General features: G+C 63.8%; 25 protein-coding genes, 3 pseudogenes and 1 other annotated feature. Of the genes and pseudogenes, 10 read left to right on the top strand and 18 right to left on the bottom strand.

Annotated features, from left to right (window positions below; genetic code table 11):
* Positions 1-837, bottom strand: coding sequence for a formate/nitrite transporter family protein (locus JOF45_RS05745; protein WP_210048456.1), 837 nt, complete (start codon positions 835-837; stop codon positions 1-3).
* Between the two features lie 310 nt (positions 838-1,147).
* On the opposite strand from JOF45_RS05745, the gene JOF45_RS05750 reads away from it, so the two are divergent.
* Both JOF45_RS05750 and JOF45_RS05755 read left to right on the top strand, forming a co-directional pair.
* Entirely contained in the window at positions 1,148-1,351 is a 204-nt protein-coding gene (locus tag JOF45_RS05750; RefSeq protein WP_210048457.1) for a hypothetical protein, read from the top strand.
* Between the two features lie 23 nt (positions 1,352-1,374).
* Positions 1,375-1,488 carry a hypothetical protein gene (locus JOF45_RS05755; protein ID WP_245324445.1) on the top strand — a complete coding sequence of 38 codons (114 nt, stop codon included), beginning with the start codon at positions 1,375-1,377 and terminating at the stop codon, positions 1,486-1,488.
* A gap of 24 nt (positions 1,489-1,512) precedes the next feature.
* On the opposite strand, the pseudogene JOF45_RS05760 reads toward JOF45_RS05755, so the two are convergent.
* Positions 1,513-1,812: pseudogene (locus JOF45_RS05760) on the bottom strand (integrase core domain-containing protein); the annotation flags it as partial.
* Positions 1,813-1,859: 47 nt separating this feature from the next.
* Between JOF45_RS05760 and JOF45_RS05765 the strand changes: the two are divergent.
* From JOF45_RS05765 to JOF45_RS05775, 3 genes and pseudogenes are all read left to right on the top strand, one after another.
* Positions 1,860-2,792 (top strand): annotated as a pseudogene (locus JOF45_RS05765) (IS30 family transposase); the annotation flags it as partial.
* Positions 2,793-2,875: 83 nt separating this feature from the next.
* Positions 2,876-3,987 (top strand): IS3 family transposase gene (locus JOF45_RS05770; protein WP_210051256.1). Its coding sequence is split into 2 segments (ribosomal slippage): positions 2,876-3,146 and positions 3,146-3,987, totalling 1,113 coding nucleotides; the frame shifts between segments, so codons are not numbered across the junction.
* A gap of 50 nt (positions 3,988-4,037) precedes the next feature.
* Positions 4,038-4,504 (top strand): annotated as a pseudogene (locus tag JOF45_RS05775) (IS30 family transposase); the annotation flags it as partial.
* On the opposite strand, the gene JOF45_RS13740 reads toward JOF45_RS05775, so the two are convergent.
* Entirely contained in the window at positions 4,386-5,129 is a 744-nt protein-coding gene (locus JOF45_RS13740) for an IS3 family transposase (RefSeq protein ID WP_210048460.1), read from the bottom strand. The pseudogene JOF45_RS05775 and the gene JOF45_RS13740 overlap by 119 nt on opposite strands.
* Positions 5,066-5,168: a sequence feature (AL1L pseudoknot), on the bottom strand. It overlaps the preceding gene by 64 nt.
* Positions 5,126-5,437 (bottom strand): transposase, encoded by a 312-nt coding sequence (locus JOF45_RS05785; protein WP_087483962.1) that lies wholly within the window; start codon positions 5,435-5,437, stop codon positions 5,126-5,128. (Overlaps the previous feature by 43 nt.) Before JOF45_RS05785 ends, JOF45_RS13740 begins: the two co-directional genes overlap by 4 nt.
* Before the next feature lie 100 nt (positions 5,438-5,537).
* On the opposite strand from JOF45_RS05785, the gene JOF45_RS05790 reads away from it, so the two are divergent.
* Positions 5,538-5,753 carry a sodium:solute symporter family transporter gene (locus tag JOF45_RS05790; RefSeq protein ID WP_210048461.1) on the top strand — a complete coding sequence of 72 codons (216 nt, stop codon included), beginning with the start codon at positions 5,538-5,540 and terminating at the stop codon, positions 5,751-5,753.
* Positions 5,728-6,258: a sodium:solute symporter family transporter gene (locus tag JOF45_RS05795; protein ID WP_210048462.1), complete on the top strand. Its 531-nt coding sequence runs from the start codon at positions 5,728-5,730 to the stop codon at positions 6,256-6,258. The genes JOF45_RS05790 and JOF45_RS05795 overlap by 26 nt, the downstream gene beginning before the upstream one ends.
* Positions 6,259-6,847: 589 nt before the next feature.
* Here JOF45_RS05795 and nrdF read toward each other — a convergent pair.
* From nrdF to JOF45_RS05820, 5 genes are all read right to left on the bottom strand, one after another.
* Complete coding sequence (nrdF, locus tag JOF45_RS05800) at positions 6,848-7,840, bottom strand: class 1b ribonucleoside-diphosphate reductase subunit beta (RefSeq protein ID WP_210048463.1); 993 nt, start codon at positions 7,838-7,840, stop codon at positions 6,848-6,850.
* A gap of 64 nt (positions 7,841-7,904) precedes the next feature.
* Positions 7,905-10,037: a class 1b ribonucleoside-diphosphate reductase subunit alpha gene (gene nrdE, locus JOF45_RS05805; protein ID WP_281069673.1), complete on the bottom strand. Its 2,133-nt coding sequence runs from the start codon at positions 10,035-10,037 to the stop codon at positions 7,905-7,907.
* A gap of 11 nt (positions 10,038-10,048) precedes the next feature.
* The gene (gene nrdI / locus JOF45_RS05810; RefSeq protein ID WP_210048465.1) at positions 10,049-10,486 is read right to left on the bottom strand and encodes a class Ib ribonucleoside-diphosphate reductase assembly flavoprotein NrdI; all 438 of its coding nucleotides are present in this window, start codon (positions 10,484-10,486) and stop codon (positions 10,049-10,051) included.
* A gap of 42 nt (positions 10,487-10,528) precedes the next feature.
* Positions 10,529-10,777, bottom strand: coding sequence for a glutaredoxin-like protein NrdH (nrdH, locus tag JOF45_RS05815; protein WP_210048467.1), 249 nt, complete (start codon positions 10,775-10,777; stop codon positions 10,529-10,531).
* A 408-nt stretch (positions 10,778-11,185) separates the two neighbouring features.
* A complete protein-coding gene (locus JOF45_RS05820; RefSeq protein ID WP_210048469.1) occupies positions 11,186-13,018 on the bottom strand; it encodes a glycerol-3-phosphate dehydrogenase/oxidase in 1,833 nt (610 codons plus the stop codon).
* A gap of 168 nt (positions 13,019-13,186) precedes the next feature.
* Here JOF45_RS05820 and JOF45_RS05825 point away from each other — a divergent pair, with 168 nt between their 5' ends.
* Positions 13,187-14,101, top strand: coding sequence for a GTP pyrophosphokinase (locus JOF45_RS05825; RefSeq protein WP_245324148.1), 915 nt, complete (start codon positions 13,187-13,189; stop codon positions 14,099-14,101).
* Positions 14,102-14,111: 10 nt separating this feature from the next.
* Here the strand turns inward: JOF45_RS05825 and thiD are convergent, their stop codons facing one another.
* From thiD to cmtR, 6 genes are all read right to left on the bottom strand, one after another.
* A complete protein-coding gene (gene thiD / locus JOF45_RS05830) occupies positions 14,112-15,023 on the bottom strand; it encodes a bifunctional hydroxymethylpyrimidine kinase/phosphomethylpyrimidine kinase (RefSeq protein ID WP_342591410.1) in 912 nt (303 codons plus the stop codon).
* Positions 15,024-15,163: 140 nt separating this feature from the next.
* Positions 15,164-16,801, bottom strand: a complete 1,638-nt coding sequence (locus JOF45_RS05835; protein WP_210048472.1) for a gamma-glutamyltransferase — start codon at positions 16,799-16,801, stop codon at positions 15,164-15,166.
* 6 nt (positions 16,802-16,807) lie between these two features.
* Positions 16,808-17,938, bottom strand: a complete 1,131-nt coding sequence (locus tag JOF45_RS05840; RefSeq protein ID WP_210048473.1) for a DUF418 domain-containing protein — start codon at positions 17,936-17,938, stop codon at positions 16,808-16,810.
* Between the two features lie 160 nt (positions 17,939-18,098).
* Positions 18,099-19,319, bottom strand: coding sequence for a chromate efflux transporter (chrA, locus tag JOF45_RS05845; protein ID WP_210048474.1), 1,221 nt, complete (start codon positions 19,317-19,319; stop codon positions 18,099-18,101).
* A gap of 726 nt (positions 19,320-20,045) precedes the next feature.
* Positions 20,046-20,648 carry a cadmium resistance transporter gene (locus JOF45_RS05850; protein WP_138170856.1) on the bottom strand — a complete coding sequence of 201 codons (603 nt, stop codon included), beginning with the start codon at positions 20,646-20,648 and terminating at the stop codon, positions 20,046-20,048.
* On the bottom strand, positions 20,645-21,004 hold the full coding sequence (gene cmtR, locus JOF45_RS05855) for a Cd(II)/Pb(II)-sensing metalloregulatory transcriptional regulator CmtR (RefSeq protein WP_138170855.1): 360 nt from the start codon (positions 21,002-21,004) through the stop codon (positions 20,645-20,647). Before cmtR ends, JOF45_RS05850 begins: the two co-directional genes overlap by 4 nt.
* A 184-nt stretch (positions 21,005-21,188) precedes the next feature.
* Here cmtR and JOF45_RS05860 point away from each other — a divergent pair, with 184 nt between their 5' ends.
* Positions 21,189-21,350, top strand: a complete 162-nt coding sequence (locus tag JOF45_RS05860) for a dihydrofolate reductase family protein (RefSeq protein ID WP_210048475.1) — start codon at positions 21,189-21,191, stop codon at positions 21,348-21,350.
* Between the two features lie 333 nt (positions 21,351-21,683).
* The gene (locus JOF45_RS05865) at positions 21,684-22,166 is read left to right on the top strand and encodes a hypothetical protein (protein WP_210048476.1); all 483 of its coding nucleotides are present in this window, start codon (positions 21,684-21,686) and stop codon (positions 22,164-22,166) included.
* Positions 22,167-22,221: 55 nt separating this feature from the next.
* On the opposite strand, the gene JOF45_RS05870 is transcribed toward JOF45_RS05865, so the two are convergent.
* Genes JOF45_RS05870 through JOF45_RS05880 form a run of 3 tightly spaced genes read right to left on the bottom strand, consistent with a single transcriptional unit; the run spans position 22,222 to position 23,578 of the window.
* The gene (locus JOF45_RS05870) at positions 22,222-22,818 is read right to left on the bottom strand and encodes a hypothetical protein (RefSeq protein ID WP_210048477.1); all 597 of its coding nucleotides are present in this window, start codon (positions 22,816-22,818) and stop codon (positions 22,222-22,224) included.
* A 3-nt stretch (positions 22,819-22,821) separates the two neighbouring features.
* On the bottom strand, positions 22,822-23,430 hold the full coding sequence (locus JOF45_RS05875; protein WP_210048479.1) for a hypothetical protein: 609 nt from the start codon (positions 23,428-23,430) through the stop codon (positions 22,822-22,824).
* A 4-nt stretch (positions 23,431-23,434) separates the two neighbouring features.
* Entirely contained in the window at positions 23,435-23,578 is a 144-nt protein-coding gene (locus JOF45_RS05880) for a hypothetical protein (protein ID WP_210048481.1), read from the bottom strand.
* Positions 23,579-23,659 lie beyond the last annotated feature (81 nt).

Raw genomic sequence — 23,659 nt, forward strand, 5'->3', positions numbered from 1 at the left:
TCACAGCCCTTCGGAGGGCTCATGGGCAGTGTCGGCCGGCAGATCCTCCTGTGTGGTCCTGAACGCGAGATAGACCGGCAGCCCGAGGAGGAGGAAGCCGCCGATCAGGTTGCCGATCAGCACAGGCACTTGGTTCCACAGCAGCCAGTCGTCGACGCCGACATCGGCTCCGACCATCATCCCGGCGGGGATCACGAACAGATTGACCACTGCGTGTTCCAGTCCCAGATAGAAGAAGGCGGCGATCGGCAGCCAGAGCGCCGCGAGCTTGCCCGTGGTGCTGGTGCTGGTCATACCCATGACCACGCCGAGCACCACCAGCCAGTTACACAGGATGCCGCTGAGCAGGGCCAGGCCGATCCCCGCGGGCAGGCCCAGATCACGGTAGGCGAGCGTCTTGTCCTCGGCGGTGTCGATCAGCCCGTCGATCAGCAGACCTGACCCGCCCGTCCAGAATTCGGTGAGCCACGCGGCGAAGAGCAGCGCACAGAGCAGGCCGCCGATCACGTGCCCGGTCAGAACCACGCCGAAGCTGCGGAAGAGCGAGGACAGGCGGGCCCGGCCATCGAGCACCGCCAGCGGCACCAGGGCGAAGTTGCCGGTGAGCAGCTCTAGGCCGAGCACGACGACGACAGCCAGCCCCAACGGGAAGACCAGTGCTCCCACCAGGCTGTTCCCTGTCTCTTCCGCGGCGAGGATCGCCATGACTGTGGCGGCCGAGAGCACGAACACGGCGATCATGGATCGCAGGATCTGCTGCCAGCTGCTCAGTTCGGACTTCGAGGTGCCCTGCTCCAGCATGTCCTCGGTGACTTCAGGTGGTGCGACGTATGACATCGGTGCCTTGTCTCCCCTGGATGATGCGGTGCGATCCGGTGCCAGTCTAAAGGCGGACGCGCAGGTCTTTACAGCCCTTTGCGCCACCGATGAGAACAGCCCTGGCCCCGCAGAAATCTGCGGATCTGGCCCCTGTAGGTACTTCTCAGACCGTAGGAGGCCCGCTGGAGCGCTGGTTCGGCGTGCTTCTCAAGGGTGAGGCTCGCGACCCGCGGGCCACGGTCCGAGGACCCGAACTCCTTGCCTGCGCTGGGGACCGGCCGTACCGTGTGGGAGCCTGATCGATGAGCTGATAGCTGCAAGGAGCATCATGCCGGGTTTCGAACTTGCTGGTCTCGATCTGGCGGTGATAGCTGCCTACGCCCTCGGTATCGTGGCGATCGGTTTCTGGGTAGGACGTGGGACCAAGAGCTCCGACGACTTCTTCCTGGCTGGGCGCGGCATGATCTGGCCGCTGGTCGGGTTCTCGCTGGTCGTCACCAACTTCTCCGGCACCCAGTTCCTCGGGTCGTGATCCTCGGCGGCCTCAAAGCTGTGATGATCACAGACACCATTCAAGGCGTGCTGCTGCTCCTGGCCGCAGGCACGATCTTCGTGGTGCTCTTCGCCGAGTTCGGCTTCGACTGGGGCGTCTTCCGCGACCTGGCCTGAAGCGCCCTGGGTTTCGTTCCGTGGTTAGACGGTCGCGGGCGCGGTCGTCGTGGTGTGAGTGTAGGCCGCTTCGACTGCCGCTGGAGTGCGGTAGTCGAGCGCCTCGTGGAGCCGGGTCGTGTTCCACCAGTGGACCCAGCCCATCGTCGCCAACTCGACTTCGCTGACCGAATCCCAGATCCGCTTCGAGTAGATCAGTTCCGTCTTGTAGAGACCGTTCACGGTCTCGGCCAGGGCGTTATCGTAGCTATCGCCAACGGTGCCGACTGATGCTTTCACCCCCGCTGCGATGAGAGCGTCCGAATAGGCCAGTGAGACATACTGGCCGTATTCAAGTGGTCGTCGCAACACCTACCTGATGGAGGTGTTCGATGGGCATTGGCCCAAGGCAGAAGAGGGCAAGGGAATATCGCGGTCAGATCGTCTCTCCTGGGCGCCCAACGGTGGCTTGGCGCGAGGACCGTGTGCGGTTCTGGCAGGCCATCGCTGCAGGAGCTAAGACCCGAGAGGCCGGTGAAGCCGCCGGTGTCTCCGAGCCTGTAGCTCACCGTTGGTTCCGACATGCTGGTGGCGTGAATCCACACTTGGCCTCGACTGTTTCCGGACGGTATATCTCCTCCTCTGAACGGGAGGACATCGCTTTATGGCGAGCCCAAGACAGCGGGGTCCGTGAGATCGCCCGTCGGCTGGGGCGTAGCCCATCGACGATCTCACGGGAGCTACGGCGTAACGCCTCGACCAGGACCTATCAGCTGGAGTACAAGGCCTCGATTGCTCAGTGGCATGCTGAGCGGCGCGCCCGCCGTCCGAAGACCGCGAAGATGGTCACCAACGACCGGCTGCGCCAGTACGTCCAAGACAAGCTCAGCGGTGAGATCATCACCGCCGAAGGTGAAGTTGTCGGCCCCGAGGGCCCGGCCTGGGATGGAAAGAACAAGCCCCACCGTGGGGACCGTGAATGGGTCACCGCCTGGAGTCCGCAGCAGATTGCCAAGCGGCTGCCACTGGAGTTCCCCGATGACCCGACCATGAGGATCTCTCATGAGGCGATCTATCAGGCCCTCTACGTCGAATCCCGCGGCGGGCTTGCCCGGAAGCAGTCCTGGCACCTGCGCCGAGGTCGCACCAAGCGAATGCCCCGGGCCCGCACACGGCAGGAAGCCTGGGCTCATGTCACTGCCGAGACCGTGCTGCAGAAACGCCCCAAGGAGGTCGAGGACCGCAAGATCGCCGGCCACTGGGAAGGTGACCTGATCATCGGACTGAAGCGTTCGGCCGTGGCCACGTTGATCGAGCGCACCACCTGGCATGACCCCCTAATTTCGGTCCACGAGTTATGAGAGTCGCACTAGCGCCCGACGCTCCGGGCAGGAAAACTGGTGTGACCATGACAAGCAAGAGAAGACGCCATACCCCGGAACAGATCATCCGGAAGCTCCAAGACGCTGAGAAGCTCCAGGCAGAAGGCCACGACGTCGCCGCCACCGCCCGCGAACTGGGAGTCACCGAGGCCACCTACTACCGGTGGAAGAACCAATACGGCGGGCTCAAAGCCGAAGACGCCAAACGGCTGAAGGAACTTCAGAAGCAAAACGACCGGCTCAAGAAGCTCCTGGCCGAGGCGGAGCTGGAGAAGGCCGCGCTGAAGGAGCTGGCGGAGGGAAACTTCTAAGCCCGGACCGGCGCCGAGCAGCTGCGCGACACCTGATGGCCACCATGGGCATCAGTGAACGCAGAGCCACCGCGCTGGCCGGGCTTGCCCGATCCGCCTTCCGCCGGGCACTGAAGTCTGAGAACGCTGGTGATCCTGATGCTGGGCTGCGGGCCTGGCTACGGGCTTATGCAAAGGACCACCCGCGCTGGGGCTACCGGCGGGCCTATCATGATGCCCGAGCCGAGGGCTGGGCGGTCAACCATAAGAAGGTCCAGCGGCTCTGGCGTGAAGAGGGCCTGCGGGTTCCGGTGAGACGTCGACGCAAACGCGTGGGGTCCTCCACCGCGGAAGCCCCGCAGGCGGACGCGCCGAATGTGGTGTGGGCGGTGGACTTCCAATTCGACGCCGATGAGACGGGCCGGGCGATCAAGATCGCCTCGATCGTCGATGAGCACACTCGCGAATGCCTGGGCGGGATCGTGGCCCGCAGCATCACCGGTGATGACCTCACCGCCCACCTCGACGCTATCGCCGCTGACCGGGGGCTTCCAGAGGTCCTACGGTGTGACAACGGCCCGGAGCTGATCTGCCACGCGATGGCCGACTGGGCCGGGGAGGTCACGGGGATCCACTACATCCCGCCGGGTGCGCCGTGGCGCAATGGGTACGTGGAGTCCTTCAACAGCAGGATCCGGGATGAGTGCCTGAACATCACCAGCTTCTGGTCTTTGACCCATGCTCGGGTGATCATCACGGATTGGAAGAAGGAATACAACACCATCCGGCGCCACTCAGCGCTCGGGTACCGCAGCCCGGCTGAGTATGCTGAAATCTGTACCCATTGAAGAAACCGCGGCCCGCATAACGCGTGGACCTACTTCCGGGGGCAACCCACACCCGCTACGCGATACTGGTCCACCTGCCCCGCCAGGCCGGGTACGGGCAAATTCGACCAACGAAGAACGGCCCGGCACTGGCGGGGTATGGGGCGTTGACCATGAAAGACGCTCTGGCGAAGTCGATCACCCATCTGCCTGAGCAGCTGCGCCGTTCTTTGACCTGGGACCGCGGCAAAGAGCTCTCGGCACATGCGCTGCTGACGAAAGAGACTGGGCTGCCGGTGTACTTCGCTGACGCGAAGAGTCCCTGGCAGCGTGGCTCCAACGAGCACCTCATGGTCTGCTTCGGCAATACTTCCCGAAAGGCACTGACCTCTCCAGGTGGAACGCCACCGAAATCGCAGCTATCGCCACCGCCATGAACAACCGGCCACGCGGGATCTTGGGGTGGCGCACTCCCGCCGAGGCGTTCGCCGATCAACTACGCTCAGTCCAACAACACACTGTTGCGACGACCAGTTGAATACGGCCTGACTGCCCCTGTCGGAGTGGTGAACCAATCCGCTATCATTCCTGCTTGCACCAGTGGAAAGAAGTGCGTGCTCCAGTGCGAGCAAAGGTAGAGACTGTGTGTGGAGTGTGGGTGCGACCGCCCAGCCGACAATTCTCCGACTGAAGACATCGGTGATGAATGCGACGTAGCAGAATCCGGCGAGGATCCGGACGTAGGTGATGTCAGCGACCCAGAGCTGCCGCGGACGGTCCGCGGCAAACTTCCGTTCCACAAGGTCGGGGCGCTCATCCGGTCCGGCTCCAGGGCAGGTGGTGACGGGCTTACGGCCTCGCCGGACGCCTTGGAGTCCCGCGACCCTCATCAGTCGTGCCACCTGGTCGCGACCGACGTCCCATCCCGCATGCCGCATCGCGTGCCACATCTTTCGGACCCCGTAGACGCTGTAGTTCTCCTTGTGAATTCGTTTCACCTCCTCCACGAGCATCTCGTCCCGAATGCTACGAGCGCAGGCTGGCCTGCTCTTTGCGGCACGGTATCCGCGGGAGGTGATGAACCCACATTCTGTCGCACCGAGGATGCGGCAGATGGCCTCGACCCCGAACTGTTCGCGATGCATGTCGATGAACGCGATCATTTCGTCGTGGGGCGGTCGAGCTCCGCTGCGAAAAACGCTGAGGCGGCCTTCAGAATCTCATTCGCGCGCCGTGCCTCGGCGAGTTCCCGTCGAAGACGCCGGTTCTCCTCCTCGAGCGGCTCGCCCGGGCCGGTCGGCTCGGTGGGGCCGTAGCGGTTGCACCAGATCCGCAGGGTCTCCTCCCCGACACCGAGCTGTGGTGCGACGGCACGGATCGACTGCGCTCTGGGACCTCCCTCGAGGGCTTGACGGTCGTGAACCATGCGCACGGCGCGGTCACGCAGCTCTGGACTGAACTTCTTGGGCATACTCCGATTCTCCTTGCTGAGACTCGGAACGAAACCCAGGGCGCTTCAGGCTGCCAGGAACCTGGACCATGGCCGGTGGGGCGCACTGTTCGCCAGGGCCATGCAGCTGCCGTTCCTGGTGCTGCTGATCTTCCCTGGGATTCTGGCCCGCGATGTGTTCCCCGACTTGGAGTACCCGGATCTGGCCTGGCCCTCGCTGATCTTCGAGTACATGCCAGTAGGGGTGCGCGGACTCATCGTGGCTGCGCTGCTGGCTGCCCTGATGTCCTCCCTGGACTCGGTGCTCAACGGTGCGTTCAGCCCTTGTCGTCAATGACTTCATCAAGACAAGCCGCAAGGAGTTCAGCGAAAAGGCGCTGCTGCGGATCAGCCGCATACTGGTCGGCGTCTTCATGGTGATCGCGGTGGCATGGGCCCCAGTGATCCTCGGCTTCGACACACTCGTCGAGTACTTCCAATCTTTCCTCGGCTACGTGACGATGCCCATCGTCGTCCTGGTCGGGGGCATCTTCTGGAAGCGGGCAACCCGCCAGGGAGCCTTCTGGACCCTTGTGGCGGTCACCCCGCTCGGGCTGGCCGGGTTCCTCACCGGGGAGGTCTTCGGTCTGCACGGGGTGCAGTTCCTCTACGCCACCGGGATCATGGTGGTGCTCAGCCTCATCAGCTTCGCCACCATTTCGCTGCTCACACCGGCTCCGGACCCTGCCACGATCCAGGATGCACCTTCGACAAGCGCACATGGGCTGAGGAGTCGAAGCAGCTCAAAGGCAAACCGTGGTACCAGAACTACCGCTGGCTCTCCGCCGGTCTGCTGGTTCTGACCGTCGGGGTCGTAGTGCCCTTCATCTGAACAGGAGAACTGACATGATGTTCAGTCCCACGTCTTGGGCGCCCTGGTCGACCGATCTTTGGGCCATCCGTCAGCAGCTGTGGATGCAGATCGTCACTCGGACCGAGAAGACATGCCGCCGAACGAGGAATGAAGAATATGAGCGATGACCTCTCGGCTCCGTCTCAAGCCGTGTTGCTCGCTGATGGCCTGGGGTGCGCTGCTGCAGTATCGGTACCGGGCGTCTACCGGATGGTCGATCCTGAGCTCACCACACAGGCTGCAGTGCGGACAGGGCTGTCGGTGACCAGCGGGGTCTGTCTCTTCGGGGCGGTGAACTGCCCGCGCTGGGCCCTGCGGTCAACAGCGGTGATGAACGCTGGCTGGGTGGGCGCGTGCCTCTATAGCCTCAGAAAACAGCACACTCTGCTAGGACGCGGCGTCTGAGCAGAGCAGAGACTTCCGCCGGGGCGTCCTCCTGTGTTCATTGGGAGGAGACATGGAAGAGGCCCGGACCTGCAGAAACCTGCGGATCCGGGCCCCTTGCCAGGCCTTACGGCGACAACTCAGGACATCGGTCTTTAGAAGTCCCAGTCCTCGTCGTCGGTCTCGACGGCCTTGCCGATCACGTAGCTGGAGCCGGAGCCGGAGAAGAAGTCGTGGTTCTCATCCGCGTTCGGGCTCAGCGCCGAGAGGATCGCAGGGTTCACGTCGGTGACCTCCTTGGGGAACATCGCCTCATAGCCCAGATTCATCAGGGCCTTATTGGCGTTGTAGTGGAGGAACTTCTTGACGTCCTCGGTCAGCCCCACACCGTCGTATAGGTCCGCGGTGTACTGGACCTCGTTCTCGTAGAGCTCGAGGAGAAGCTCATAGGTGTAGGCCTTCAGCTCCTCACGGCGCTCCGGAGTCTCGTCCTCCAGGGCCCGCTGGTACTTATAACCGATGTAGTAGCCGTGGACAGCCTCATCCCGGATGATCAGACGGATGATGTCGGCTGTGTTGGTCAGCTTGGCCCGGGAGGACCAGTGCATCGGCAGGTAGAAGCCGGAATAGAAGAGGAAGGACTCCAGGATCGTGGAGGCGATCCGCTTCTTCATACCGTCCTCGCCATGGTAGTAATCCATGATGATCTGCGCCTTGCGCTGGAGGTTCACGTTCTCCTTGGACCAGCGGAAGGCGTCGTCGATCTCGCGAGTGGAGCACAGCGTGGAGAAGATCTGCGAGTAGGACTTCGCGTGGACCGACTCCATGAAGGCGATGTTGGTCAGCACCGCTTCCTCATGCTGAGTCAGCGAATGCGGGATCAGCGCCACCGCGCCCACGGTCCCCTGGATGGTGTCCAGCAGGGTCAGACCCGTGAAGACCCGCATCGTGAGAGTCTTCTCCTCCTCAGTCAGGGTGCTCCAGGACTGGACGTCGTTGGAGACCGGGACCTTCTCCGGCAGCCAGAAGTTGTTGACCAGCCGGTTCCACACCTCGCCGTCTTTGTCATCGGGCATGCGGTTCCAGTTGATCGCCTCGACATGGTCGAGCAGCGACACGGAGTGGGGCGCTTCTGCGGAAGTGGTCACGCGCTTTGTGTCCTTCTCTTGTGACTGAACGATGATCTGCCGGCCGAGATGTCTCAGGCATGCCTCACAGCATGCAGGAGACGCAGCCCTCGACCTCGGTGCCTTCCAGTGCCAGCTGACGCAGGCGGATGTAGTAGAGGGTCTTGATGCCCTTCTTCCACGCGTAGATCTGCGCCTTGTTGATGTCACGGGTGGTGGCGGTGTCCTTGAAGAACAGCGTCAGGCTCAGCCCCTGATCCACATGCTGGGTGGCAGCGGCGTAGGTGTCGATGATCTTCTCGTAACCGATCTCATAGGCATCCTGGTAGTACTCCAGGTTGTCATTGGTCAGGTACGGCGCCGGGTAGTAGACACGGCCGAGCTTACCTTCCTTGCGGATCTCGATGGGCGAGGCCACCGGATGGATCGAGGAGGTGGAGTTGTTGATGTAGGAGATCGATCCCGTCGGCGGAACGGCCTGCAGGTTCTGGTTGTAGATGCCGTGCTTGAGGATCTCCTCCTTCAGCTCACGCCAGTCCGCCTGAGTCGGGAGGTGCACGTGGCTGAAGAGCTCACGGACCTTCTCGGTCTGAGGCTCCCAGACCTGCTCGGTGTACTTGTCGAAGAACTCTCCGGAGGCGTAGGCCGAGTTCTCGAAGCCGTCGAAGGTCTCGCCGGTCTCCTTGGCGATCAGGTTCGAGGCACGCAGGCAATGGAACAGCACCGTGTAGAAGTAGATGTTGGTGAAGTCCAGGCCCTCCTCGGAACCGTAGTGCACCCGCTCCCGCGCCAGGAAGCCGTGCAGGTTCATCTGTCCCAGACCGATGGCATGGCTGCGCCGGTTGCCGTCGGCGATGGACGGCACAGACTCGATGTAGGACATGTCCGAGACTGCGGTCAGCGACCGGATCGCAGTCTCGATGGTCTGCCCGAAGTCCGGGGAATCCATCGTCTTGGCGATGTTGAGCGAACCGAGGTTGCAGGAGATGTCCTTGCCCACCTGGGCGTAGCCCAGATCAGCCTCGTACTCAGAGGCCTCAGAGACCTGCAGGATCTCGGAGCACAGGTTGGACATGGTGATCCGCCCGGCGATCGGGTTGGCCCGGTTCACCGTGTCTTCGAACATGATGTAGGGGTAGCCGGACTCGAACTGGATCTCGGCCAGCGTCTGGAAGAACTCACGCGCATTGATCTTGTTCTTGCGGATCCGCGCGTCGTCGACCATCTCGTAGTACTTCTCGGTCACCGAGATCTCGCTGAACGGCTTGCCGTAGACGCGCTCGACGTCATACGGGCTGAAGAGGTACATGTCCTCATTGCGCTTGGCCAGCTCGAAGGTGATGTCCGGAACCACCACGCCCAGCGAGAGAGTCTTGATGCGGATCTTCTCATCCGCGTTCTCGCGCTTGGTGTCCAGGAAGCGGTGAATGTCCGGGTGGTGGGCGTTGAGGTACACCGCGCCGGCACCCTGGCGGGCGCCGAGCTGGTTGGCGTAGGAGAACGAGTCCTCCAGCAGCTTCATCACCGGGATGACGCCCGAGGACTGGTTCTGGATCTGCTTGATCGGAGCGCCGTGCTCGCGGATGTTGGTCAGAGACAGGGCGACGCCGCCACCGCGCTTGGACAGCTGCAGGGCCGAGTTGATGCCCCGGGAGATGGACTCCATGTTGTCCTCGATGCGCAGCAGGAAGCAGGAGACGAGCTCACCGCGCTGCTTCTTGCCTGCGTTGAGGAAGGTGGGGGTGGCCGGCTGGAAGCGCCCGGAGATGATCTCCTCCATGAGCTTCTGGGCCTGGGCCTCGTCACCGCGGGCCAGGTAGAGGGCCACCATGCAGACGCGGTCCTCGAAACGCTCCAGGTACCGCTTGCCGTCGAAGGTCTTCAGCGCATAGGAGGTGTAGAACTTGAAGGCACCCAGGAACGTCGGGAAGCGGAACTTCGCGGCGTAGGCGCTGTCCCACAGCTGGTGGATGAAGGAGCGGTCGTACTGCTCCAGCGTAGCCGGCTCGTAGTAGTCGTTCTCGACCAGGTACTTCAGCTTCTCATCCAGGTCATGGAAGAAGACGGTGTTGACGTTGACGTTGTCCAGGAAATACTTCCTGGCCGCCAGCTGGTCGGCCTCGAACTGGATCTCTCCGTCCGGTCCGTACAGGTTCAGCATGGCGTTGAGCTCGTGATAGCTCAGGCCCTCCCACTGCGGGGGAACCTCCTTGGCCAATGCTGGCTCTTCTACGCGGCTGAGAGGCTTGACTGCTGTTTCCAAAACTCTTCCAATCCCTGTCTGACTCGGGACACGTCCTCTTCGGTGCCCATGAGCTCGAACCTGTACAGATGCGGAACCCCGCATTTCTGGGCGACGATGTCCCCGGCGATGCAGTAGCTCTCGTGGAAATTCGTGTTCCCTGCGCCGATCACCCCTCGCAGAAGAGCCCGGTTGGACTCTACGTTGAGGAACTTGATGACCTGCTTGGGCACCGAGCCTCGACCTCCGTCCGCCCCATAGGTGGGGAGGATGAGCACGAACGGCTCGGCGGCCTCGAGCGTCTCGTCCTTGGTGCGCAGCGGCAGCCGTGCGGTGCTCTGCTCCGGCAGGCCGAGCTTCCCCACGAATCGATGCGTATTGTTCGATACGGAGGAGAAATAGATCAGCGGGGCGGAGGTCTTCATCTCACGATCGTCGCAGCGAGGCTTCTCGAGGTCCTGTGAGGGTTAAGCGGCCGAGACGGCTGCCTCATTCCCGGAGAGCGCGGAGATCTTGTCCGGACGGAAGCCGGACCAGTGGTCGTCCTCGGTGATGACGACCGGAGCCTGCATGTAACCGAGCGCGCGGACCCGCTCGAGGGCCTCAGCATCCTGGGAGATGTCGACGGTCTTGTAGGTGACGCCGTTCTTGTCCAGGGCGCGGTAGGTGGCGTTGCACTGGACGCATGCGGGCTTGGTGTACACAGTCACGGACATAACGGCTACTCCCTGGAGTCGAAGGGTCTTTCTTTTCGTTGCGCCCTCAATACTACATCTTGGGTCGAGCTCTATGGGTGACCACTAAATGCTGTACTTGCACGGCTGTAGTTCTCCACCGACCCTGCACAGCCCCCTGTGGATTCCCCGATCCTTGATCTGACGCCTCAGAACGCTCGGCACCTTCAGCCGCTCCACAGCTGTGGAGGAGGGTTCTCCCCCGCTGAGATTTTTTCGCCACAGGTGTGTCGCGGCGTGTCGCAACGCCCGATCGGTCGAAGATGTTGCGCCGCAGATCACGTTCTGACGCTACATCTAGTGATACGCGTCCCAATCTGCCGCTCAGCGAGGCAGCTCGCGGAGGCGATTCAGCGCTGCTTTCCGATGGGCCAGCCCTCAGATCCGGGCTTATGCCTGGGGCTCCTTCTCCGCCGCGCCGGTGGGCTCACCGGCCGAGCCGGAGGGCTCGGTGGCGTGCTGCTCAGGAACGGGGCGGGCCTCGGAGAGCAGAGCCGCCGCCTCGGCGTCGTGCTCTGTGCTCTCTGCAGCACGCTGAGCCTCGACATAACCGGCGTAGGCAGAGCGCTCCGCCGCGGTGCGCTCAGCATCCCAGCCCAGCTCAGGGGCTGCCACCTCGAGGATCTCCTCGACACTGTCCAAGCCACGATCAGCCACCTCGTGGAAGAGGCGTGTGCGGCGTGAGAGCAGATCGTCCAGATGCATGGCGCCCTCGAAGCGCACCGCATAGAGGATCTCAGCACGCAGATAGGCCGGGGCGTGCTCCAGAGGCCTGCCGAGCGACTCGTCCTCATCGATGAGCTCCAGGAGCTCGCCCACCATGGAGCCGTAGCGATTGAGCAGCCGGTCCACCCGGTGAGCGTCCCAGCCATAGGCCTGGGCGATGTCCTCTGCCTGGTCCACCCATTCGCCGTAGCCCTGGCCTCCGGCCAGCGGCATGAGCTCGGTCAGGCTCTCCCGGTCTTTGAAGCTGCCCTCTGCGGCGAAGTCCACGGCGTCCTCGGCCATGACGCGATAGGTGGTCAGCTTGCCGCCGGCGATCCCGATCAGCCCAGGCGCCAGCTGCATGACAGTGTGCTCCCGGGAGACCTTGGCTGAGCCGTCGCCGTCGTCCTGCGTCTCCGTGGGCTGGAGCAGCGGTCGCAGCCCGGCCCAGGTGCCCAACACGTCCTGACGGGACAGATCAGCCCCCAGCACCTCATTGGCATGAGCCAGGACATAGTCGATGTCCTCCGAGGTGGGGGCAGGAGCATCCACCGCCTCATGCCAGGCGGTGTCGGTGGTTCCGATGGCCCAGACATCGCGCAGCGGGATGAGGAAGAGCACAGACTTCTCCGTCTGGGTGATCACACCGACCGTCCCCTCAGCCGGGATGCGGTCACGGGGGACGGTGACGTGGATGCCCTTCGAGGCCAGCACCTTCAGCCCGGCCTGACTGCCGCTGCCCTCCAGCGCGGCCTCCTGGGCCTCGCCGGTCCAGACGCCGGCGGCCAGGATGGTCTCGCGGGCGCGGACCTCGAACTCACGGCCGGTCTCGTGGTCGCGCAGCCGTGCACCGCAGATCCGCCCCTCGGCGTCCCGCAGGTAGTCCACCGCCTCAGTGCGCACTGCCGTGTGGGCGCCCAGGCTGTGGGCCGAACGGGCCAGGGTCAGGACCAGGCGTGCGTCATCGACCTGGGCGTCGTAATACTCCAGAGCGCCGACGAACTTCTCCTCGTCCAGCCCCGGAAACCGCTGCCGCAGCCCATGACGGCTCAGGTGACGGTGGAAGGGCACCGCCCGACGCCGACGACGCCGGCCACCGCCGGGACGCAGCGTGAGCGCGTCGTAGAGGGAGACGCCCGAGCCCACGAATGCCCGCTCGAAGACGCGCTTCTCGAAGGGGTAGATGAACGGCAGCGGACGCACCAGATGCGGTGCGGTCCTGGTCAGCAGCAGATCGCGCTCGCGCAGCGCCTCGGCGACCAGCTTGAAGTCGAGCATCTGCAGATAGCGCAGCCCACCGTGGACCAGCTTCGAGGACCGTGACGAGGTCCCCTCGGCGAAGTCCCGGGCCTCGACCAGTCCCACCTCCAGCCCCCTGGTGGCGGCGTCGAAGGCTGTGGCCGATCCGACCACGCCTCCTCCGATCACCAGGACATCCAGCGGCTCCTCGGAACTCGTCGCCGCCATACGCTCCAGGGCGGCCTGACGGGTGGACCGGTTGAGTGGCTGAGGCTTCATCAGGGACCTCCTTCGCTCAGTCTGTCTCCACCTTAGCCGCCATGTGGAGGGTCTTCACAGGCGGATGCCCTAGGGTCGACAATTGGTTGACGACAGAGCGCCGGCGAGCCTGCACCGACTCGCCTAAGCCGCTCCCCCATTCGAGTCATCGACTCCAAGGAGAAAATGATGTCCTCTGGAAGCGCCCCCGCGGCAGACAGCCGATTCCTCTCTGCCGAGGGCCACAGCCCAGAGACGCATACTGCGCACACCACCACGGAGATGGAGACGGCCGGCCACGGCACCTCCACGGACTCCGACATGTATCAGCAGCTGCTCTCCCAGCTCAACGACGACGCCGGGAAGAACGGGCAGACCGGAGTGGTCCCCCGCATGATGGACATCCGGCGCCAGCTCACCGAGTTCCAACTGCACTATAAGTTCGGGATGGATGAAGTCCTCACCAAGATCAACATCCTGCGCGAGGAGTTCGAGCACACCCGCGACTACTCCCCCATCGAGCATGTGAACTATCGGCTGAAGTCCCTCGATCGGATCATGGACAAGGTCCAGCGCTACGGCTGCGAACCTACGCTCAAAGGCATCCGGCACGCCATCCGTGACATCGCCGGCATCCGGATCACCTGCTCCTTCGTCTCCGACTCCTACTGGGTCGCCGAGATGCTCTGCAGCCAGCCGGACCTGCGGGTCGTGGAGGTCAAGGACTACATCCGCAGCCCCAAGCCCAACGGCTACCAGTCCCTGCACGTGATCCTGCAGGTGCCGGTCTTCCTGTCCAACCGCACTGAGTTCGTCTACGTGGAAGTCCAGATCCGCACAGTGGCCATGGACTTCTGGGCCTCGCTGGAGCACAAGATCTACTACACCTATGAGGGCGAGGTCCCCGACGACATCCTCGGGGAGCTGCGCGATGCCGCCGATAAGGCCGCCGCGCTGGACAAGCAGATGGCAGAGATCCGCGACCGTGTCAGCTCTCTGAAGCGCCAAGCGCCCACGTCCGGCGAAGGCGCCACCGGCCCGACGCCCGCTGACCGGCCGAATCCGAGCGGCTGGTTCAGCGAAGGAGCTCCGTCTGAGGACTGAGCTGGGCGGCTCAGGCCCACAGGTCGGCGAAGTGGTGGATCGGGCCGTGGCCGCGGCCGACATCGAGGGTCTCGGCGGACTGCAGGGATGAGGTCATCCAGTCTTTGACCTGGGCCACTGCTTCGGGCCAGCTGAGGCCTCGAGCTCGCAGGGCGGTCAGGGCGGCCGAGACGGAGCAGCCGGTCCCGTGGGTGTTGGTGGTCTCGACTCGGAGCGATTCGAACTGCTGATGGCTGGGCCGGCCGCCGGCGTCGTCGGTGGGGTGGACCAGCGTGTCGGTGACCGTGGCGTCCTTCAGGTGACCGCCCTTGGCCAGGACGAGCACGTTGTGGGTGTCGGCGACCTGCTCGGCCTGGGCCAGGAGGTCTTCGGTGGTGGTGGCGGGCTCCGCACCGGCCAGCAGGGCCAGCTCCGGCACATTGGGCGTGATCAGATCCGCCCGGTGCAGGAAATCGATGAGAGCTGATTCGGCCTCGGCGTGCAGCAGGCGGTCCCCTGAGGTTGCGACCATGACCGGGTCCACCACTAGGACAGGCGTCTCGGTGCGGGAAGGTTCGGTGCCTGAAGGTTCGGTGCCTGAAGGTTCAGTCAGCTCATCCCACCAAGCAGCGACAGTTCCGATGATCTCTGCGGTGCCGAGCATGCCGACTTTGACCCCGTCGATGGCGACGTCGTCGCTGACTGCGTCCAGCTGCGCCCTCAGGAACTCCACCGGGGGCAGGTGGATGTCCCGGACTCCCTCCGTGTTCTGGGCGACCAGGGCAGTGACCACAGCCATCCCGTAGCCGCGGTGGGCTGCGAAGCTCTTCAGATCCGCTTGGATGCCGGCGCCCCCGGTGGGGTCGGTCCCGGCGATGGAGAGGAGGTTGGGGACGGTGCGCCGTGCCGCAGAGGCGGCCGGGAGCACAGAGAGGTCGCTCACAGGCATTCCCTTCGCTGGTGCTAACCAAACAGGTTCAACGGGTCTCTTCTCAGCTCGCCGATCGGCGACGAGCACCCCGTGCTGTGCTGACCGAGCCTACCAGCACCCCGGCGCGTGCCGGTGTGGCTCGGCCGGATCGATCACTCGATGATCGCGTGGGCACCTTCGCGGCGCGGATCGTCGGCGCCGCTGACCGTGCCGTCGTCGTAGTCGATCTCCAGGGGCTGGACCGAACCGAAGCTGGCCATCGCATCCGGCCAGACCTCGGTCTGCCAGCCGCTGTCCTCCAACTCCTCGACCAGCTCGGCGGGGGTGCTCTCCTCGATGTAGAGCGTGTCCTCCTCCGCGCGGAAGCGGGGTGTGGCGATGGCCTCCTCCAAGGTGCGCCCCTGCAGGCCCCATTGAGCCAGGACGGTGCCCAGGATGTTGAGGATCTGATGTCCGCCCGGGCTTCCAGCGGCCAGGACCGGACGCTGTTCGGCGTCGAGGACGACGGTCGGGTTGGACCAGGTGACCGTCCTGCGCCCCGGCTCCGGCTCATTGGCGGGAGAATCGATGGCCTCGAAGCGGGACAGATGGTTGTTGACGAAATACCCGTCCACCATCTGGCCGCTGCCCCAGAAGTACATGATCGTATTCGTCATGGAGACGGTCAGCCCGTCCGAGTCCACCACGCTGATATGCGTGGTGTTGGCGTGATCGCCCGGATCTCCGCCGTAGTCCTGCGCGGCAGGCTCCGCGGCAGAAAGATCGATCTCCGCATTGGACTCCGCGTCGGTGATGCCCTCGGGAACCTCGATGAAGCTGGGGTCGCCCAGATCGGAGAACACAGTCTCCTCGGCCACCAGCCAGGACTCGGAGAGCAGGTCCACATACTCGGCCGAGGTCGGGTCCATCTCCGCGATGCCCTGAGCCTCAGCGATCTGCATCATCTGGATCATCGCAGGGCCCGGCAGCGAAGGCGCGGCGGCCAGCAGCTCATAGTCGCCGAACTCCCCGCGCGAGGGTTCTGCGACAGCGACCTCATAGTTCTCCAGGGACTGCTGGTCGACCCCCTCGACCTGCTCTGCCACCGACTCGGCGAGCTGGCCGGTGTAGAAGTCCTCCCAACCGTTCTCGGCCAGAGCGGAGAGAGTCTCCCCCAGGTCCTCCTGGACGAGCTGCTCTCCGGATCCCAGCGGCTCGCCGCCGGGCGCGTAGTGCTCGAGGTCGCTGATGGCCGCGAGGGCATCGTCCTGAGCCATCCGCTCAGCCAGATAGTCGGAGACCTCGAAGCCCTCGCTGGCCAAGGTCTCGGCGGGCTCCAGCAGCTGGGACCAGTCCATCGTGCCGTGATTCTCGTGCAGCTCCCCCATGCCTGCCACGAATCCGGGGATGCCGGCGCCGGAGTCAGGGATCTCCCCCTCCTCGTTGACGACCTCACGGTAGTCATAGAAGACCGGATCACCTTCCTGGCCGGCGAGGATCGCGGATCCGCCGCCCCCGATGCCGGAGGCGTAGGGCTCCACCACAGCCACGGCGAAGGAAGCGGCGATGGCGGCGTCGACCGCGTTGCCTCCCTCTGAGAGAATCTGTTCCCCCGCGGCCACAGCCATCGGATGGCCCGCGCTGACACCCTGCTGCTCCAAGGTGTCCTCGACCGGCTCCGGACTGGTGGAGGGACTCTGTGGAGGCTCGGAGGCCTCCGGCGGAGGATCGTCCTCGGCCAGGCAGCCGGCGGTCAGACCCAGGACCGCGAGGGTCCCGGCGGCTGCGGAGATCGGACGAGTTCGTGCCATGGGAAGCTACTCCTTCCTGGCCCGGCGCGGGGCGGGACGGGCGAAGAGGCGTGTGCGGTGCCGTGCTGGGAGCTTATATTCCACCCGGAGGAAAGGGGGAGGCTGTCTGAGCAGCATCTCCAGAGGGCCGTAGCGCAGGTTCGCGATCCACACCACGGCGAAGAAGATCAGGAACGCCATCATCGCCACACTGATGAGCAGCCCCTGCAGCGCGGTCTCGGGTGCCGGCCGGACGATCAGGGCGATGATGACCAGGTGGGCCGAGTAGGCGGTCAGCGGCATCTGGCCCACAGCCACCAACACGCGGATGCGTTTGCCGAACTTGGGCACCACCAGCAGCAGCGCGCTGAGCACCATGATGGCGGTACCGGTGGAGCTGATCAGCCACAGCGGCATCTGTGAGTGCCCGACCGCCGAGATGAGCCGGTCGAAGTCGATCCGCTCAGTGTCCGGCTCGCCCAGGGTGCGCACCAGGACGCCTGAGAGCAGGAAGGCCCCGATGCCGGCCACCGCGCCGATGACCAGCAGGCGCAGCTGAACCTTCTGGTTGCCCAGCGGCAGACGGCCCATCCAGACGCCGAGGAAGAAGGGGGCGATCCACACCACCAGCGGATAGGGGCCGGAGAAGAGGATGATGCTCAGGATCTCCAGAGGTGAATCACCCAGCTCTGCCGGATGCGGACGGAAGTTCGTCAGCTTACGGACCAGGATCCAGATGACGGGCCCCACCAGCGCGGAGCTGATCGCCGACCAGAAGAGCCAGCGCGTGGTCATCCGCACCATGAAGGCCGCGAGGAAGAACAGGGCCGCATAGGTGGGGAGGATGACGTTGACGTCATGGTTGAGCACCTGCAGCGCGATGCCGAGCACGAACAGCAGCAGACCTCGCCACAGCAGTGTGCTGCGGCGGGTGACTCCTTTGGTGAGCGCCCGGCGGGCCAAGAAGGTCACGCCGATCCCGGCCAGGATCACGAAGAGGATGGAGGCACGCCCGTTGAAGGCCCGCACGAACCACGAGGCCCAACCGTCTGTGGTGTAGGGGCCCACGTTGACGATGATCATCCCGAAGATCGCCAGGGCGCGGGCGACGTCCAACGCGTAGAGCCGGGAGACCCCGCGCGCTTGCGTGCTCAGCATTGGGCGGAGCTCCTCCCGGCGGATTCGTTCAGGCGCACATGCCCTCAGTCTGAGCGCTGCCGCCCGGTGTGGCAGATACTCACCAACTCTACCCAGGATGACCTTGGGTTTTCCTCAAGGACGCGGCGGCCAGCACGACTGCTCCGCTCCGGGGCGCACCCTAGAGGACCACCCAGCCCACCAGCCCCGCACCGATCACCACGGCCCAGGCCGGGACCTTCCAGCTGTTGAGCGCGACGAAGGAGACCACCGCGATGCACAGCGCCGCAATGCCCACCTCGAGGACTCCCGCGGTGAACACCGGATCATAGAGTGCGGCGGCCAGAATGCCGACGACCCCGGCGTTGACGCCCATGAGTGTGCGGCGGGCCCAGGCGTTGCTGCGCAGCCCCTCCCAGAACGGCAGAGTGCCCAGGACCAGCAGCGCAGCAGGCAGGAAGATGGCGACGATGGCGATGGCCGCGCCGAGGATCCCGCTGGGCTCCCCCGAAGAGGAGGCGCCGAGGAATCCGGCGAAGGTGAACAGCGGTCCGGGCACAGCCTGAGCCGCCCCATATCCGGCAAGGAAGCTGTCGGCGTCCACCAGTCCGGTGTGGACCGTCTCAGCCTGCAGCAGCGGAAGCACGACATGGCCACCGCCGAAGACCAGGGCGCCGGCGCGGTAGAAGAGGTCCGTCAGCGCCGCCCAGCCCTGCCCGGTGGCGGCGGCGAGCAACGGCAGCCCAGCCAGCAGCAGAGCGAAGAGGCCCAGACAGCAGACTGCGAACCGTTTGGAGACCCGCACCGGGAAGGCATCCTCCGGCTTCTGCTGCTCAGCCTCGGGCTTCAGCCAGAACAGGCCGATCGCCCCAGCGGCGACGATGGCCCCGACCAGCACGAAGGGGTGGGGCAGCAGCAGCACGATGATCATGGCCACTGCTGCGATGGAGGCACGCGCTGCATCTGGGGTCAGCGATTTGGCCATCCCCAGCACGGCGTGAGCCACCACGGCGACGGCGGCGGCCTTCAGACCACTGATCCACCCGGCCTCAGAGAGGTCCCCCGCCGCGGCCACACCGTAGGCGAAGGCCACCAACAGCACCACCGAGGGCATGGTGAAGGCGAACCAGGCTGCGAGCATGCCTCCGTACCCGGCGCGCTGCAGCCCCAGCGCCATCCCGACCTGAGAGGAGGCAGGTCCGGGCAGGAACTGGCAGAGGGCCACCAGGTCTGCGTAGGCCTTCTCGCTGAGCCAGCGGCGCCGCTCCACGAAGGCCTCACGGAAATAGGCCAGGTGGGCCACCGGGCCGCCAAAGGAGGTCAGCCCCAACCTCAGGAAGACCCAGAAGACCTCCAGCACATTGCCGGGGTTCCGGTCGATGGTGGATCGATCGTCGCTCATAGGTCACGACTTTTCCGCAGGCACGTGAACAGCAGGGAAACTCTCAGAGCATGAACTCCGCCACCAGAGGCAGAGTGAGCAGGGACAGCACAGTGCTGACCACCAGGATGGAGGCGGCCAGGCGGCCGTCGCCGTCGTACTCCTCACTGAGGAGTATGACGGACCCGCGCCGTTGCCCGCCATGACGGCCCTTTGCCGCGAGCTTCCGGTCATCCAGCCACGTTAGACCGTCATTGACCGTAACCCAGGATCACGCGCCGTCACGTTCAAAAGTGGTCGTAAAACGGTCGCTGGCGAAGCGACCACTTTTGGCGGTCAATCGGGCCACCTCCTTGCCGCTTCCTCGACAGAGGGTGATCCGTCCGCTTCGCATGAGGGCCATCGGTCCACGTTAGACCGTCAGGAACCGTTGTAGGTTCCAGCTAAGTGGTCAGTAGTGTCACCTATCTGTCAGTGGTTTGTCAGTGGTGTCATCTATCTGTCAGTGGGTCACGTCGAATCATCCCCATGGCCGCGATTCCCCAGCAGAGTCTCCGCCGATCTATCGAGACCTAAAAGCTCGCACGCACGGTGTCCCGGTTAGCCCCCCGTCAGCGGGACAGGGTGCGGACCACCTATACGGGACACCCTCTCTGGCCAGTTGGCGTTACGCCTGGTCAGAGGTGGGTGTTCCCGGTTGGGGTTCCTCAACTGACAACGCCACTCACGGAACTAGCCGGCTCAGGGCTAGAGCCCGAATGCGCCGCCAGTGACCAGGATGATGACCCCCAGGGTAATGAGCACAAGTGGAAAGAGGATGCTTTCCCACCGCTCCAGAACTTCAGCGATGGGTTTGCGTGAGGTGATCCACTTAGCAGCCAGGACCAGGAGCGCGACCAGTGATAGGAAGACGATGCAGAAGGCCAGGACAGCGGCCCAGCTGAGGCTGACGAAGACTGGTACATAGACACCGATGTTGTCTCCACCGTTGGCGAAGGTCACTAGGGCAACCGTGCCGACAGAGACTCGCTTGCCTTCCAGTTGGGCTTCGTCGTCGTCTTTTTCGTCGCGGTTGCGCCATGTTCGCCATGCTGCCCAGAGGCCCAGGCCCAGCGGGATCAGGCCGAAGTAGGGCAAGACTTCTTCTGGGAGCATCACTTGTGCGCCCAGCGCCACAACCACAGCAGTCCCCAGAATGCCGATGAAGCCCACGTACTGCCCTAGCAGTATTCGCCGGGTCGTACCTGGTTGCCCTCGGCCACGGCCGAAAAACAGGGACAGGACGATGATGTCATCGATGTTGGTGGCAACGAACAGGGCTAACGCCTGTGCAGCAACAGTCACTATCATGAGCGGCTACGCGCCTGAGCACAGCCAGGAAGCGAGCACTGTGGATCGATGCAGGACGCGTATTCATCGATAGCAAGGGTGGTCTCCACCAGCGCATTCAATGCCTGAGCAAGGTGTGCATCAGCAATTTCGTACCGGGTCTGGCGACCTTCAGGCTCGGTGACCACGATCCCGCAGTCCCGCAGGCAGGCCAGGTGATTCGACACGTTGGTCCGAGTCAGCCCTAAGTCCCGGGATAGCTGGGCTGGGTAGCCGGGGCCATGCAGCAGAGAGAGTAAGATTCGAGACCGCGTGGGGTCTGCCATGGCGCGGCCGAGCCGGTTCATGACATCAAGACGAGAAGCAATAGTCAGCACACAGTGACTATACAGGGTTGACTGACTAATCAGCAAGGTCAAGCTGGCCGGCGTCCCGGTGGCGGATCCCCACGCGGCACTACCCATTGACCAGTGCTTCGAAGACCCCAAAAATCGGTCGCGCACTGGGTGTCAGTGCGGGAACCTCGATCTGAACTCTGAGCCTGCAAGTAGGGTCATGACCATGGGACAGATCATCTACGAAACGTCAACCAGCTTTGATGGATACATCGCTGACGAACATCACTCACTGTCATGGCTGTTCGCTGTACCAGGCGGGGACTCTCCCGAGCTGGAACCACCGCAAGCTGCTGTGCAATTGATGGGTTCGAACACCTACGAGTAGGTGCTCGACCAGATCGATGGACTCAGCAAACCAGAGGCCAGGACCGGATTCGGCATAACACCGGAACCCTGCTGGACAACTATAACCAGGACCGTGAGATCGACGAGATCGCCCGTGGCTGGAGGGACCCGAATGGAAAGCCGATCGGCCCCGGCCGTTCCATCGCCCGCCGCGCTTTCGGAGGGTGAACACAATCCCAGGATGCGAGATGGCAACCCGTTGTCTCGCATCCTGAAATAACGATGTCTCGCATTGCGAGACGCCGGACACTATGGTGACGAAGACATGTCTCATATTCTGAGACTGACAGAGAGAACGAAGGAGATGTCCGCGATGCGAGACAACCGAATGACTTCTAGGGCCGGGCTGTTCGGACTCGCCGCTGCATCCATGCTGGCGCTGACCGCGTGCGGCACCGATGAGATCGAGGTCGACGAGCTTCAAGCGATTGTGGAGGAGTCCATCACGACTGCTGACGAGGTCTCCTGCGATGGACCGCTTGCCTTGGACGATGGTGCTTCCGTGGATTGCAACTTCGTTCAGGCGGGACGAGATGTGTCTGTCCCGGCTGTGTATTCCGAAGAAGACCACGCCATAGAGCTCGAAGGGGACTCGGGTCGCGGCGACATCACCGTCGAGCTCGATGACGACAACACGGCCAGCGTCGACGAAGAAGGCGAGGTTCAGCAGCAGGATTCGGACGAGGGCCCTGCCCAGGAGCCCGCGCAGGAGGAAGAGCCGGCGGTGGACCCCACGGAAGACCCTGCCCAGGCCGATGAGACCGAAGAGCCAGCGGTGGACCCGCTGGAGCTCTAAGCCTTAGGAAGCTTCAGCTGACTCTTCGCCCTCCGTAGAGTGTCCGGCACTTATCCTACTGAGGGTCGGTGGCATCCTCGTCCGTATTCGGCCTGTACTCATGGGCGTCGTCGGCACCGTCGCGGATCATCAGGGTCACTGTGTAGTCGACCTTGTCGTCGTCCGAGTCTTCACGCACCAGGTAGGCATCCTCGTCGAGCACGCCGTCTTCGGTGCGGAAGGCGACATCCTCGGTAGCGTCGTCGCCGGTGAGAATGTCGTAGGGCGCGGTGTCCCCAGCCGGGTTGCAGGCGCCGCCTTCACATTCGAGGAAGGTGACCTCCCCGTAGCGGTCGGTGAACTGCTCTTCAGTGGCTGATCGGTTTTCGGCAAGTGCCGCATCGTACTCGGCTCTGGCGGCTCGGTTTTCGTTGAAGCTGGGTCTCTCCGGCAACCAGAAGAACCCCATGATGAGCATCAACGCGATGCTGGTCGTGGCCGCGACAGTCCACTCTGTCTTCTCGTCATCAGATGTCCTAGTCTTCTGTCGGCTGAAAGCGACCAAGCCAGCTGCGATCAGACCTATGAGGATCGGTCCGCCGATCACGACGAGGAGTGACATCTCGAAGGGTAACGATGTAGTCACATCAGGTTCGGTGTAGATCTCGATCACGGTTCAGGCTCCCTCGGGGCGGTATTCTTCGGCTGCATCGGCACCGGTGCGGACCATGAGCTTCACCGTGAACTCGACGTCGTCGTCATCAGAGTCCTGCCGCAGCAGGTAGGCATCCTCGACGAGCACGCCGTCGGCGTCGTAGAAGGAGACATCGCGGGTGGCGTACCCACCGACCCACTCTTCGGTCAGCTCCTCGTAGAGATCGTCCTCCTCCCGGCACTGTCTGCCGGTGCAGCTCAGGAAAGTGATCTCCCCGTAGCGGTCGGTGAACTGCTCCTCGGTGGACTGGCGGTTCTCTGCGGCGGCCTGATCTTCCGCTTCACGGGCCGCGTCGACCTCATCCGGCATGGGTACGCTGTTCAACCAAGCGAAGTACTGGATGACCATCACAATCGCGCCTGAGGTGAGCACGATGGCCCAGTCCTTCTTGTCCTCCATCAGTTCGGCCACAGGCGCGTTGGTGTACGGCCAGAGGAAGCGAACGGCAAGCACGACGAGGATGCCTACGATCACAGATCCGGCGAACGCGAAGAAGATCGCGTGGGGCAGCCAGATCTTGATCCCGTCCAAATCGTCGAGGTACGTGGGGTCGCTGAAGATCTCAACCATGGGGTCACATACCTTTCTCCAGGTAGCGCGCCTGTTTCCGCTGACGTGTTCGGCAGTTGTCCATGACCTCGACGGCATGGGCGATCGCTGCATGGGCGGTCGAGTACGTGTTGGGGTCTTGGACCTCGTCGATGAGGCTCCTGGTCACCGGGTTTCGGCGAATCCTCGTGACAGCGAAGACGTCTTCCCGCGGGGCCACGATGCAGTACAGCGGACTGAAGCACCTCGG

This window comes from Nesterenkonia lacusekhoensis (assembly GCF_017876395.1).
In the GTDB taxonomy this organism is placed as follows: Bacteria; Actinomycetota; Actinomycetes; order Actinomycetales; family Micrococcaceae; genus Nesterenkonia; species Nesterenkonia lacusekhoensis.